The following is a 13,701-nucleotide window of genomic DNA, read 5'->3' as shown; positions in this document are numbered from 1 at the left end:
TGTTTAACGATTGTTTTTTGAAATTAGTGCTAACGCCCGTAGCTTAGCGCACTTGCACTTCGATGATTGTTCATTGCATTTTCAGCTTTGGCCATTAACTGGTCAATGGTGTTTGTTGTACCGTCTATACAAGCAACACCTAAGCGCGATCCTAAATCTAAATCATCAGGAAACATTTCCCAAAATTCACTATTCAGCGCATCGTGGACCCGCTCGGCGGTATCTAGCGCTTGATAGAGGCTCGACTCAGGTAAACCAATAACAAATTGGTCATTATCGCAACGAGCTAGCAGGTCAACTTTACGAATTTTAGACTGTAAAAAATTGGCAAGTTTCACCAGCAACTGATTAGCGTCATCACTGCCTAACTTATCACGATACACGCTGAAATGGTTGACGTTAATCAAAAGTATCGAATAGGCATTTTGATAACGGGAGCTACGTTCAATTTCTATTTCAGAAAACTGCCTAAACCGTACAAAATTAGCATAGCCCGTTAACTCATCAGTATCGCTCGAGGAGTGCTCTAAGCTTGAAGCTCCCGCGGACACTTCTGCTTTATCGTTACATAAATCAATGCCTTGTTCGTAGGTATAGCGGAAGCGCCTTAAGTTATGTGACAAACCAATAAGCAAGGCCAGTAAAGCGTAAATGAGTGAAGTATTTACCAGCTCACTATTAAACCAATCGCTTTGAGTCTCTATATGCAATGAACTTGCTGCAACAAAGGAATATGAGCTAGCGACTAGTAACACGAGCAATGCTAAGAAAAATGGCATGTAAAACAACATCAGTAATACTGGTAGGCTAAACACTAACCAACTAGGCGCACTGATGCTAAGCAAACTCTCCGAACTCATTAATACAGCCATTAACACAAAATGCTGCAGTGTCAGTACCGCAAACAAACAATGCGCGACCCGCGCTTTTACAATCTGTAAGCTACACCAAGTCAGTATCAACTGTGAAAGTAGCCAGCACGCCAAACCCAAAGACGCTTGCCAATTAGCTTGCTGCCACCCTTCGAGCAATAAACCAGTGAAAAGTAAAAAACCTAATATGCAGCCACAATAAACAAGCTGTACCCAAGCGAGAAACCGCCGTTGTTGCTGCCATTGAAAATTACTAAATTGCCGCTCTTGACTAGGAAGGGGGAAACCTAAAAAAACACTTTTCCATGCCTGCGAAACGGGAGGCTGTTGCATCTTACCCTTAACTCCTAATGTTAAATCGAAGAGAACACCGATATAAGCTAGTTTAGCTAAGCGCCTAAGGCTACAATATCGGTTTTAGTTGCCAAATAAAGAATCAATGTGACTTCACTTAAGCATACTCGCTATCGCCAGTTTTTCCCGTCGCTAAACGGTAACAATCAACAAATTGCTTATCTTGATAGCGCCGCGTCAACTCAAGTCCCTGAACAGGTATTGTCAGAGATAGAAAAATACTACCGCCAAGGTCACGCAAATGTACACCGCGCAAGCCATAGCTTTGCTCGCAACGCGACAAACGCCTTTGAGTTGGCAAGAAAAACTATAGCAGAGTTTATAGGTGCCAAAGCGCAAAACATCATTTTTACTAGCGGAACCACCCAAGCGGTAAATCTACTCGCCGATGGCTTAGCACACCTAGTCGCTGAAGGTGACCACATTTGGTTATCGGAAATGGAGCACCATTCAAATTTAGTTCCTTGGCAACAGCTTGCTAAACGTAACAACGCCGAGCTAAAAGTCATTCCGGTATTAGAGAATGGTGATATAGACCTTGGGTATTTTCGTCAACACATCAGTGATAAATGTAAAATAGTTGCCGTTACGCATGTCTCAAACAGCATAGGCGCAATGCAGCCAATACCAGAGCTTTCTCGTATCGCTCATCAAGTAGGCGCTAAAATTGTAGTAGATGGCGCACAAGCAGTGGCTCACTTAGACATTGATGTAAACCGTTTAGGCTGTGACTACTATTTGTTTTCCGGACACAAACTATACGGACCAACCGGCATTGGCGTGCTTTACGGTACCGAGCAAGCGCTTGAGCAAATAAAGCCCAGCGTGTTTGGCGGGGAAATGATCAGCAAGGTGTCGTTTGAGCAAAGCACTTGGAATACTCTTCCCTACCGGCTAGAAGCAGGTACTCCAAATATTATTGGTGCAATTGGTCTTGCTTCTGCGGTCCAGTTTTTGAACCAATTCCCTCTTAAAGAACGCCTTAGTGTTGAGCGCTCACTGCTCAACTATGCTTTGCAAAAACTGGAGCAGCATCCTCAGGTTGAACTGGTTGGCAAACCAATGATGCGTGTGGGCATCATTGCTTTTAATCTAAGAAATGTTCACCCACAAGACGCTGCCACGCTATTCGACCAATATAATGTCGCCTTGCGTTGCGGGCACCACTGCGCCATGCCATTGAGCAATACTTTATCTCCGCGAGGCAGTATTCGCTTGTCGCTAGGTATTTACAGTGAACAATCAGACATTGACCAAGCTTTAGACGCCATCAACAAAATTATGGAGTTATTTGATGATTAACACTCCACAAATAGAACTTGATTTAGAGGCTATAACACAACGTTTCGCAGACTGTGGCGCATGGGAAGAACGCTACCGACAGCTATTACTATTAGCCAAACAACTTAAACCCATGGATGTTTCGTTGAAAATAGAAGAGAAGCAAGTTGAAGGCTGTGAAAGCGAAGTGTGGCTCCACCTTCACGATAATAAGCTCTATGTAGATAGCAATGCTCGCATCATAAAAGGCCTATTAGTCATTGTACTCGCTTGCTTAAACAAACCAACTAAAGAGGCTAAAGCGCTTTTTAACCATACCCTACAAGAGCTAGGTTTGGCTCACCATTTAAGTGAATCTAGAAACAATGGTATAAGCGCTATTTGGCGGGAAATATCTAGTTTAGATTAGAGCTCACTCTTCACTAGGGATAGTGTAAGTACGACGTTTTTTGGTTTTAATCACTACCTGCGATTTAGGACCACCTTCTTCCATTACTGCGCGGTACTCACTGCGCGGTACAGATTTAGCGACGGGAGTGACTGGTTTTGCAGCGGCAGGCGGACGGCTAGTTACCGTATATGTAAAGCCGCAATCGCGACATGCCATGAGTGCTGGTTTATGGCCGCCACAAGATGGGCATTTTTGATTAGAGCTCACTACTCATTCCTATACAAACAAGGGGAAAAGACATAATTACTAAGTGTATTTGATCATCTTGCATTAATCACAACAATTTAAACAATTAATGATCTAGCCAGTGATTTACCATCGCCGACCAGTGACAATTATAACAGCTTTACTCATCAATGCGGGTAAGCTGTTCAATAAACCATTCGCCTGCAGGGCCAATAGCTTGGCTCCACACCACTTCAATCGGCCATTCAAAGTCATCAATAATAAAATCACGTTCTAACTCCACCAGTTGATTACTTTCAAGCAACTCTTTCGCCAAAGGCTCTGGAAACAAACCAAAACCAACACCACTTAAAAGCAACTGCTTGAATTGATACATTCTAGAACAGTTCACCACTTGCGAGCTTAAGCGCACAGACTCGGCCATCTCGTCACTAATAAAGTTTGAAACTGCAGGCGTTATCTGAATATGTGACAACAAATCTTGCACCGATAAAGCATGTTTAACCTGGGCTAAGGGGTGATTAGGCGCACATACGCACAGCCATTTAATTCGGCCTATGAGGATACTCTCAACTCCTCTGCGAGGAATTAATTCTGCAGGAGTAATCAGAATGTCGGCTGCGGTATCAATACCAAAATTACTTGAGTCAAACTCATCGACATCGATAATATTTAGGGTTAGTTGGGGAAACTTCGCCATTAAGCTTTTAATTTTTTCGCTGTAAATCGGGAAAAAGCTATAGCCCGATACTCCGATAGTAAGCTTGTCTTCCACACCATCTAAGTAAGACTGTGCTTTTTGCTCCATCGCGCGTAAACGCGGTAAAATTTCTAAAGCTTGTACATACAAGGTTTTCCCCACATCCGACAAAGTAGGTGCTTGTCCTGACACACGATTAAACAAGCGAACGCCTAAATCTAACTCCATATTTTGAATAACTTGGCTTACTGCCGACGGGCTCACTCCAAGTTTTCGCGCCGCAGCTGAAAAAGAACGTGTTTCTGCAACTGTGACCAAATAAATCAAACGTTCAGGAGTAATGTGCATGCGGTACCTATCAGAGTATTGATTTTATTAGTTAAACTGTAGCACTGACCACCATAGTTTCCTACCCATCGCGTGGAGATTAACGTACCGTTTGACTATAAAACTCACTAATATATTTACCGCCTTTAATATTTGCTATCACCCTAAGCTTGTAACTATCCCCTTGGTTTGGGATAAAACGTCGTAGTTGAGTCTCACTTTGCCAATAATAAGGACTGTCGCTCATGCCTAGCGGATAAGCAGTGGCTTCGTTAGAACTGTCCACTAAAAACAACGTGGCACTGTCGAGCGGGAAAGTGGAATTTACAATGGTGGTGCCCATTTCATCGCTAATGTTTAACTGAAACTCACCAGATTCGAGAATACATTTTTGATTAATAATGTCGCAATGTCCAAAAGTACTCAGTTGGTAAATTCGGTCTTTGTCTGCGTCATGCTCTAAATAAATGTCGGATGCAATGTAACCACCAACCGCCAAAAAAGGCATTACTAATAAAGCCAACTTGGTATGTCTATTCATCCTTACTACTTCCTGTATTCGATTATTTAGTTCTCTTTACCTAATAGGCAGCGCTTTGAATAGTAACAACTTTTGCAAATACTTTTACAAAAAAAGGCCCCCACTAGGGAGCCTTTTGCTTACTAGGGATTAGATTCATTCAAAATTAATGGTCGTGAGCAGCGCCCGCACCGTGTGGAACGCGGAAGTTATCTACCATATCTTGAATATGCTGAGGCGCAGGCCCTGTTACTTTGCATACTGCAAAGGCAACAGCGAAGTTCACTAAGGCACCCACTACACCAAAGGCGTTTGGAGAAATACCTAAGAACCAGTTTGGTCCCATATCACCCAAGAATGACGTTCCAGGGATAAACATAATGCCCTTATGCTGGAATACATACAGCATAGTTACACCGATACCTGAACACATACCAGCTACAGCCGCAGTGCCACTCATTTTCTTAGCAAAGATACCCATCATCAATGCCGGGAAGATAGAGGATGCAGCAAGACCAAAGGCCAAGGCTACAGTACCTGCGGCAAAGCCAGGCGGATTTAAACCGAGATAGCCGGATACCAAAATGGCCAAGGTCATCACTATTCGCCCTGCTAACAGTTCATTTTTATCCGAGAGATTAGGCGTAAGCACCCCTTTCATCAAATCATGAGATATCGAGGACGAAATAGCCAACAACAAACCCGCAGCTGTAGACAATGCTGCGGCTAAGCCACCAGCAGCCACTAAGGCAATAACCCAGTTAGGTAGGTTAGCAATAGCTGGGTTAGCCAATACCATAATGTCTCGGTCTACTTTCACCATTTCATTGGTTTCTTTATCCGCAACATATTGGATCTTGCCATCGCCGTTTTTATCTTCGTATTGAAGTAGGCCAGTTTTTTCCCAATCTTTAAACCACTGAGGGCGCTCGTTGTAAACTAGGTTATCACCGGCACTTGGAACAATAGTATTCATTAAGTTAAAGCGAGCCATAGCACCTACCGCAGGGGCAACGGTGTAAAGCAAGGCAATAAATACTAAGGCATAACCCGCTGAAGAACGCGCAGCTTGTACCGTAGGAACAGTGAAGAAGCGCATAATTACGTGAGGTAAGCCTGCAGTACCAATCATCAACGACATGGTGTAAGCAAACATATTAAGTGTGCCACCCAAGTTGTCGGTGGTGTATTCCTTAAACCCTAAATCGGTAACGACCATATCCAGCTTGTCTAGCAGATATACACCACTGCCATCGGCCAAGGTACTACCCAAGCCAATTTGAGGGATCGGGTTACCGGTAAGTTGCAATGAAATAAACACAGCAGGAATAGTGTAAGCAAAGATAAGCACACAATATTGGGCAATTTGGGTATAGGTAATTCCTTTCATGCCGCCTAGTACTGCGTAAACCCAAACAACAAACATACCTATGTATAGGCCCATGTCGTACTCAACTTCTAAGAAGCGAGAGAAGGCAACACCTACACCTTTCATTTGGCCAATAATATAAGTAAGAGATGCAATGATTAAACACAGCACCGCAACTATACGCGCACCTTTTGAGTAATATCTGTCGGAAATAAACTCAGGGACGGTAAACTTACCGTGTTTACGCATATACGGGGCGAGTAACATGGCCAATAGAACGTAGCCACCTGTCCAGCCCATGAGAAAAACAGAACCACCATATCCAAGGAAGGCAATTAATCCCGCCATAGAGATGAACGAAGCTGCACTCATCCAGTCAGCACCAATTGCCATACCGTTTTGAATAGGTGTAACCCCCCCACCAGCCACATAAAAGTCACTAGTAGAAGACGCTCGCGCCCACCAAGCAATAGCAAAATACAAACCAAACGAACCGAATACGGCGATGTATGTATAGAGTTTTAACTCGTCCATCTAAGACTCCTCAACATGGTATTTTTTATCGAGCTTGTTCATTTTGACGGTATACCAAAATATTAAAGCTACGAAGGTGTAAATTGAGCCCTGTTGTGCAAACCAGAAACCTAACTTGTAACCACCTAATCGAATTTCATTTAGCGGCTCTACTAATAGCAAACCAAAACCAAATGAAACCACGAACCATATGACGAGACAGGTAAATATTAGACGCAAGTTTTCTTGCCAATATGTAGTCTGTTCTTCCATGATATTTCTCCGAGCAGATCGCAAAGGATACTGCAGTGTTATGGTATTAAGAATGTAACCAAAATGTTAACGGCCGAACAAATCATTGAGTTTTTATCTGCAGCTACTCAGATAGATACACATATAAACTCAATTCAAGCCTATCGAAGTAAAAGTTAACAAACGATTAACAGGCTAGGTATTAATCTTTAGTCTAAACCCAAGTGATATAGGCAAAAACTGAGATCTAGGCTATAAAAATAAGTGGAATTATTTTGAGGGATAAGCTGAACACCAAACCACTTCAGCTATGTGGGTGAAAAATCATTGGAGAAGAAGAATAAAGCCTGAGGACTCAGGCTTACAAATGTAAATATTTTGTAATCAAACTATACGCAAAAATCTACATCAGAGATATCGATAGGGTTATCTTCAGAAGAAATTTCCGCATAACTATCATCAGCAAAAGACAGCTCTTGGCCATCATCTAGCACGATAAAGTAAGAAAGGTTAACGGGGTTAATCCGTAATTCGCCGTAAAGAAAACACCCGCTGTGAAACAACACCGTGGTATTAGGTTTAGAAAAAAACATAGCGCTTACCCTAGGGCCAAAGTTAACCAAAGCAATAATCACCAGAAAAGACACCGTTAACCACTTCATTTTCAATCTCTAACTAAAAAGAAGCAATTGTATCAGCTTTTACAAATGAAGCGTGTTGACCCAGATTAAAAAGCGGCGCTAGCTGACCTAGCGCCTTAACGTTTAGCTAGAAGTAGTAACGCGCTTGAATCGACATTTCATCTTGCTTTTTGTCAGCGCCTGCTGCGTCTTTATTTTCTAAACCGAATTTGTACTCAAGCGCTAGCAGTACTTGCCCTGGCTTCCAACCCACACCCGCCGCGGCGTAACTTAACTCGCCTTGGCTACCACTAGTTTTATCCTCTAAGCCGTTATAACCGGCATATACGTGATAGAGACCGCCATCGATTTTGTAGAAACCTATTAGCTCTACACCATTAGCTTTATCAGCTAAGGTACTAAACTTCCGACTCAGGTTTTCATACTCACCGTAGGAGCCTGCCACATAAAACATATCGTCTTCGTACACAGCACCCGCTAACCAAGATTTGGCTTTATCTTGATCAGCAGCACCTACGTAACCCGTTTTAGTATTGTCATATCCATTCGCCGCGTACGCTGCACCAAAGGACAAGCCAAAATCAAAATCATACTTACCGCTAATTTGATAACCATAATCCCGAGCACTATCATCTTTTTCAAATTGATATTGAGCGGCTATACCAAAACCACCAAATGACTTGCGGTAAACAATCGCTTCGTCGGCACGACCCATACCAGATTCATCGCCGCCGTTACGACCGTCATAGGTGCCAGAGGCATCACCACCAAACTTCCAGAATTGATCGGTCCATACTGCAATGTCGTAATAAGCAGACCATTGCTTACCAACCCGCAATTCTCCAAAGCCATCGTTATTAAAATAGATGTTACCTAAACGATTACTAAACAGAGGGTCACTAGCACTAGAGCCTTCTGTAGGGTTAAACCCCCACTCTAGCTGAGCACCCGCTATCCAGTTTTGGACCATTTCATGCTCAAAGGCAAACCGGATCCGTGAGGTCTTATTTTGTAGTTCAAACGAGCTGTCTTTATTAGCCCCATCTCCGTATCCCGCCTGATAGAAGGCTTCTATACCTAGATAGCCACCTATGCTGACGTTTGTTTTACCATTTTCATAAATAGTAGCGGCTGAGACGCTACTTGCCATCGCACTAAGTGCGAGCCCTGCAATTAACTTATTCATGTTCACTCCTTGGTTTGAGCTTTCTTCATAAACTCTTCACAAATGAGGTGGGAAATTGTGCTAACAGTTAAACACCCCAAAATTTAGCGTAGTAACGAATCTTTAAATGAACAAACTGGCTGTTGTAAGAAGATAATGCTGACATTGATAGGCTTATGAGTAACTTAGTGAAGTTTGTTAATAATCAACAAAGAATCAGTGTTTTTTAGCGTGTATGTGTTCTTTCTTGCTATTTACTTCTATTCAAGCTGGCAAAGTTTCTTGCCACCACTGAATAAATAACTACTATTCATAACCTTACTAAGGAGTATTTTGTGAAACTCAGCCACCGTTTAGCCTGTATCGACCAACTGATAACACACTCTTATCAAGATATTTGGGACTGCTGCTGCGACCATGGAATGCTTGGCGCACACTTAGTTCAGCGCAAGGCGGCCGAGCGTGTTCACTTTGTAGATTGCGTCCCCAAGATCACTCAGCAACTTGAGCTAAAGCTAGCAAAGCACCTGCCCTACTCGGCTAATTCCAACACTAGTTCGTGGCAGGTCTATTGTATGGATTCTGCTGAGGTTTCACTTAAAGATACCGCTAAGCAACTAGTAATTATCGCCGGCGTTGGTGGAGAGTTGTGTATCAGTATTTTGAAAAAGTTATTTGCCCAAAATGTCGGTAAACGCTTTGAGTTGATTTTATGCCCAGTACATCACCAGTACGAACTTCGTGAGTTTTTGCGCCAACAAAAACTGGGATTAGTTAGCGAACATCTAGTACTTGAAAACAAACGCTATTACGAAGTTCTTCATTTTAGCACTGAAGTGTCACAAACAATAAGCCTAACCGGCAGCCAAATGTGGCAGACCAATAACCCTGAACATCAGCAGTATTTAGAAAAAACCATCGCTCACTACCAACGTATAAGTGTTAGCCATGCTCACCCCGCATTACTGGCCTACCAAACTCTACTCAACGAATGGCAGTGAGAGGCCGAATCAATCACTTATATTCAATAAATAAAATATTTAAATCTACATATAAAACAGTAAGCAACATTTTGTATTGGGTGTGCTAGAATCGCCGCCCTTGAGTAGTGAGCCAACTACACTGCTAAAATATGACTAAATAAAAACAAGCGATCTTTTACATGAAATTTCCTGGTCAACGTAAGTCAAAGCACTATTTCCCGGTTGAGTCTCGCGATCCACTAACGAACGAGCTAAACCCGGTTTTACGCCCAAAACTCACCCATATTACTGGCATTGACCAAACCTTGGTGGATATAGAGGCACACGTAGATGACGCCTTTATTCAGCGCCATAAACTGGTAAAAGGAAATTCGTTACTGATTGACGACCAAGCCGCTCAATCCTTGTATCAAGAGCTGCAAGACAAGCAACTGATCGCAGCAGAATTTGCTGGCGGCACTATTGGCAATACTTTACACAATTATTCTACCCTTGCTGACGGCCGTTCTGTCATGTTTGGCGTGATGAGCCAAAACATTACTGTAGGTGACTATGCCTACCGCTATCTTTGCAATACCTCATCTCGGGTTGATTTAAACCATCTGCAATCCGTAGACGGGCCCGTTGGCCGCTGTTTTACATTAATTACCGAGTGCGGCGAGCGTACCTTTGCCATTTCTAAAGGGCATATGGACAAACTAAGCCCAGAATACATTGATGAAAGCTTAGTTAAATCTGGCGCAGCATTAGCGCTTACCGCCTACTTGATGCGAGCGGGTAATGATCCTATTACTCAAGCCGCCATGCAGGCGATTGACTACGCCAAGCAAGCAGAGGTACCTGTTGTTCTCACACTAGGTACTCGCTTCTTAATTGAAGACGACCCAAAGTGGTGGCAACAGTTTGTCTCGGAGCACGTTACTGTGCTAGCAATGAACGAAGAAGAGGCGGAAGCCCTAACCGGACATAGTGATGTACTGCTGGCTTGTGAAGCCGCACTTGAATGGTGTGATTTAATCCTTTGTACTGCCGGTTCTCGGGGGCTGTTTATGGCAGGTTACACCGATGAAAGCCATAAACGCGTAACAAGCCACACACTATTGCCAGGAGCGATACCAGAATTCAATCAATATGAGTTTTCTCGCCCCATGCTAAAACAAGATTGTAAACAAGCAGTTAAGGTGTACTCGCATATTGCACCATTTATGGGTGGGCCTGAAAAAATCACCAATACCAACGGTGCGGGCGATGGCGCATTGTCTGCACTATTGCACGACATGGCAGCCAATGTATTCCACCGTAGCAATGTTGAGCAATCTAGCAAACATCGCTTCGATGCACTTAGCTATTCATCATTTGCACAAATTTGTAAATACGCTAACCGGGTAAGTTATGAAGTACTCGCCCAACACAGTCCACGTTTATCACGTGGTCTGCCAGAGCGAGAAGAAAGCCTAGAAGAGGCTTACTGGGAGCGTTAAGTGAGTTTAATTAACAAAGCTATTCGGTAGTTTGGAACAAATAGCGCTGACTAAATAAGTCTTTAGGTATTGGCTTAGAGACTAGATAACCCTGCACATAATCACAAGCAACGCTTAATACCTGTTGGCGTTGCTGCTCAGTTTCCACCCCTTCCGCAACAACTTTCAACCCCAAATGATGGGCCATCGTTACAATTGCTTTAACTAAAGCCACGCTATCTTTGTCAGTCGTTAAGTGCTGAATAAACGAACGATCAATTTTAAGTAAATCGATATCGAGTTGTTGCAAGTAAGCTAACGATGAATACCCCACACCAAAATCATCAATCGCAACATCAATACCCCGTTGATGTAAGCGCGCGAGTTGATCTTTAATCGATGCATCGGTAGTCATTAACACGTCTTCAGTGATTTCAATCATAATGCTATGAGCAGGAAGTTGATGCATTGCGATGGCATGCAACCAATCATCAATCCATTTACCGCCATCATTAAACTGCGAGGGAGAGGTATTAACCGCCACTTGAATATTGCACTCCCCTTGTCGATACCACTCGGCCACCGTTTCTACGGTTTGATGCATGACCCACTGGCTAAGCTCTCTGATTAGCCCGGCTTGTTCAGCTGCCTCAATAAACTCGCCTGGATAAACTAAACCACGTTGTGGGTGATTCCAGCGCACGAGTACTTCAGCCTTAGTCACCGCGCTTGTTTCTGCCGAGAACTCAAGGGCGGTAATGGGTTGGAAATACAACTCAAATTGCTGCTCAACCAAAGCGGTACGCAACTCTTCAACCAAGCGCCGTTTTTGTTGAGCTTCTACCTGCATAGCAGATGAGAAAAACTGATAACAATTACGCCCACGGTCCTTTGAAACATACATCGCTTGGTCGGCATGTTTCACTAACTCTTCTACGTTAGTGCCATCTAGAGGATGAAAAGCGATGCCGATACTACCACTAACATAGGCATCTTCCTGTTTAATCGTGAAGCGCTTAGCTAAACCTTGCAGCACGGTTTCTGCAATGTTGGCCAATGGTTGTTGTTCACTCACCCCTTCAATAACAATGGTGAACTCATCGCCCCCCAAGCGCGCGACCGTATCTTGCTCTCGTACACATCTAAGGATCCGCTGACCAGCTTGGCTAAGCAAAATGTCGCCATAATCGTGGCCTAAGGTATCGTTAATCTCTTTGAAGCCGTCTAAATCAATGAATATCAAACCAAAGTGACTATTTTGCTTAACTAACTCTTGGATTTTTTCGTAGAAATAATGACGGTTAGGTAAACCCGTTAACCCATCGGTGTAGGCGTATTGCAACAATTGTTCATTGGCATTCTCAAGCTCTTGCGTTCGCACGCTCACTTGCTTCTCTAACATCCGTTCACGTAACTCAATGGTTTCTAACATGCTGTTAAAGCACTCGGTGAGATCAGCCACTTCATCGGCACTAGATTGTTGAGCGCGCAAGCTATAATCGCTGCTACGCGTTACTCGTTCTGCCACCAGGGAAAGGTGTAATAAAGGACGTAAAAAACCGCGTTGCAGAAACAGCGACAAAAACAGGCTCAAACCAAAGGTAAACAATAAAAGTACGACCAAAAACTGGCTATAAAAGCCAATTCGCTGGTCAATATAGCTATCGTTAGCCCAAACAATCAGCTGCCCATACACTTGCTCATCGAGTATCAATAAACTGATGATTTCAATAATCTCATTAGGTTCTTCACCAAACTCGTGATGGTTAGTCATACTTTGAATGCTAGCGAGTACCTTTAGTTCGGTATTTCTTATTTCTGCTTTCATTACGTCTTCACGTAACAACAAAGACTCAACCAGCTCTTGCATCGCTTCTTGATCATCAAACAACAAGGCAGCGGTTATATTGGGTGACAAAATGTCAGCCATATTCTGCAGACTTTCGGTTTGATCGCGCTTGGCACTGACAACTTCGTAAGCACTAAATACACCCGCCACCATCGCACTGGAAAAAATAGCCATGCTCATTAATATCAGTAGCAATTTTTTGCTCATGGTATTCATGCTAAAAAAGGATTTCATTGCTCGCCCCCTTTAACAATTCTACTCAGCCTTAATACCTTGGAGCTCATAACAATGTCAGCCTTTCTCAACGACTCTGGAGCAACCTCAAAGCGAATTTTCCCAGATGCTAAGAAAAATCGTATATGACCGCCAAGCTTAATAAAATCGGGGGTTTCGCCCACTAGCATAGTATGTAGCAGCAAACTTTTATCGGTGTTGAACCATTGCTCACGATAACGATGAGTAACAAACAATAAGTTACATTGGTTGATACTTAATGAGTCTAGCTCTACAAGGGCGACTTTAATGTCTAAACCATGAATAGTTTGCTGGTGTAATACCCAACTCGCAGTATCCAAAAAGTCACTATCGGGGCTACATAACTTAAAATACCCCACCGGAGTCGCCGGTACTTGCCACTCGCTATAACGCGCAAAGTTAAACAAAAAGCCAGCTTTTAGCGCCGCTTCTTTATCATTGAGTTCTGCGTTTACTGCCGCTACGTGTAGCAGTAATAGCACACCCATTGATTTGCAAAAGCGCTTAATTAATCGCATTAAAC

Annotated in this window: 14 protein-coding genes; 4 read left to right on the top strand and 10 right to left on the bottom strand. The window is 43.2% G+C overall.

Translation table 11 applies throughout. The features are described from left to right. Window positions 1-29 precede the first annotated feature (29 nt). Window positions 30-1,205: a GGDEF domain-containing protein gene (locus tag ACLD71_RS14750; protein WP_137673076.1), complete on the bottom strand. Its 1,176-nt coding sequence runs from the start codon at window positions 1,203-1,205 to the stop codon at window positions 30-32. A gap of 108 nt (window positions 1,206-1,313) precedes the next feature. Between ACLD71_RS14750 and ACLD71_RS14745 the strand changes: the two genes are divergently transcribed. Together ACLD71_RS14745 and ACLD71_RS14740 are read left to right on the top strand one after the other, a co-directional pair. Continuing rightward, window positions 1,314-2,528, top strand: a complete 1,215-nt coding sequence (locus ACLD71_RS14745; RefSeq protein WP_411991168.1) for an aminotransferase class V-fold PLP-dependent enzyme — start codon at window positions 1,314-1,316, stop codon at window positions 2,526-2,528. Continuing rightward, window positions 2,521-2,916, top strand: a complete 396-nt coding sequence (locus tag ACLD71_RS14740) for a SufE family protein (RefSeq protein ID WP_411991167.1) — start codon at window positions 2,521-2,523, stop codon at window positions 2,914-2,916. The genes ACLD71_RS14745 and ACLD71_RS14740 overlap by 8 nt, the downstream gene beginning before the upstream one ends. Before the next feature lie 3 nt (window positions 2,917-2,919). On the opposite strand, the gene ACLD71_RS14735 is transcribed toward ACLD71_RS14740, so the two are convergent. The 7 genes from ACLD71_RS14735 to ACLD71_RS14705 all read right to left on the bottom strand — a co-directional run bounded on the left by ACLD71_RS14735 (window position 2,920) and on the right by ACLD71_RS14705 (window position 8,652). After that, complete coding sequence (locus tag ACLD71_RS14735) at window positions 2,920-3,165, bottom strand: hypothetical protein (protein ID WP_137673079.1); 246 nt, start codon at window positions 3,163-3,165, stop codon at window positions 2,920-2,922. Between the two features lie 139 nt (window positions 3,166-3,304). Continuing rightward, window positions 3,305-4,192, bottom strand: coding sequence for a LysR family transcriptional regulator (locus ACLD71_RS14730; RefSeq protein WP_411991166.1), 888 nt, complete (start codon window positions 4,190-4,192; stop codon window positions 3,305-3,307). A 79-nt stretch (window positions 4,193-4,271) separates the two neighbouring features. Continuing rightward, window positions 4,272-4,712: a hypothetical protein gene (locus ACLD71_RS14725; RefSeq protein WP_137673081.1), complete on the bottom strand. Its 441-nt coding sequence runs from the start codon at window positions 4,710-4,712 to the stop codon at window positions 4,272-4,274. Between the two features lie 145 nt (window positions 4,713-4,857). After that, window positions 4,858-6,594, bottom strand: coding sequence for a sodium:solute symporter family protein (locus ACLD71_RS14720; RefSeq protein WP_137673082.1), 1,737 nt, complete (start codon window positions 6,592-6,594; stop codon window positions 4,858-4,860). After that, the gene (locus tag ACLD71_RS14715; protein ID WP_137673083.1) at window positions 6,595-6,846 is read right to left on the bottom strand and encodes a DUF4212 domain-containing protein; all 252 of its coding nucleotides are present in this window, start codon (window positions 6,844-6,846) and stop codon (window positions 6,595-6,597) included. 368 nt (window positions 6,847-7,214) lie between these two features. Beyond that, on the bottom strand, window positions 7,215-7,487 hold the full coding sequence (locus ACLD71_RS14710; RefSeq protein WP_411991165.1) for a hypothetical protein: 273 nt from the start codon (window positions 7,485-7,487) through the stop codon (window positions 7,215-7,217). A 106-nt stretch (window positions 7,488-7,593) separates the two neighbouring features. After that, the gene (locus tag ACLD71_RS14705; protein ID WP_303508279.1) at window positions 7,594-8,652 is read right to left on the bottom strand and encodes a porin; all 1,059 of its coding nucleotides are present in this window, start codon (window positions 8,650-8,652) and stop codon (window positions 7,594-7,596) included. Between the two features lie 314 nt (window positions 8,653-8,966). Here ACLD71_RS14705 and ACLD71_RS14700 point away from each other — a divergent pair, with 314 nt between their 5' ends. After that, on the top strand, window positions 8,967-9,632 hold the full coding sequence (locus ACLD71_RS14700) for a tRNA (adenine(22)-N(1))-methyltransferase (RefSeq protein ID WP_411991164.1): 666 nt from the start codon (window positions 8,967-8,969) through the stop codon (window positions 9,630-9,632). A gap of 161 nt (window positions 9,633-9,793) precedes the next feature. Then, the gene (locus ACLD71_RS14695) at window positions 9,794-11,095 is read left to right on the top strand and encodes an inosine/guanosine kinase (protein WP_411991163.1); all 1,302 of its coding nucleotides are present in this window, start codon (window positions 9,794-9,796) and stop codon (window positions 11,093-11,095) included. Between the two features lie 19 nt (window positions 11,096-11,114). Here the strand turns inward: ACLD71_RS14695 and ACLD71_RS14690 are convergent, their stop codons facing one another. Together ACLD71_RS14690 and ACLD71_RS14685 are read right to left on the bottom strand one after the other, a co-directional pair. After that, window positions 11,115-13,157: a putative bifunctional diguanylate cyclase/phosphodiesterase gene (locus tag ACLD71_RS14690; RefSeq protein ID WP_411991162.1), complete on the bottom strand. Its 2,043-nt coding sequence runs from the start codon at window positions 13,155-13,157 to the stop codon at window positions 11,115-11,117. Further along, on the bottom strand, window positions 13,154-13,696 hold the full coding sequence (locus ACLD71_RS14685; protein WP_411991161.1) for a YfiR family protein: 543 nt from the start codon (window positions 13,694-13,696) through the stop codon (window positions 13,154-13,156). The genes ACLD71_RS14690 and ACLD71_RS14685 overlap by 4 nt, the downstream gene beginning before the upstream one ends. Window positions 13,697-13,701 lie beyond the last annotated feature (5 nt).

The sequence above is a fragment of the Agarivorans sp. DSG3-1 genome, from assembly GCF_046774965.1.
Taxonomy (GTDB): domain Bacteria; phylum Pseudomonadota; class Gammaproteobacteria; order Enterobacterales; family Celerinatantimonadaceae; genus Agarivorans.
The sequence above is the reverse complement of the archived record's forward strand: the minus strand, read 5'-3'. Positions and strand labels throughout refer to the sequence as shown.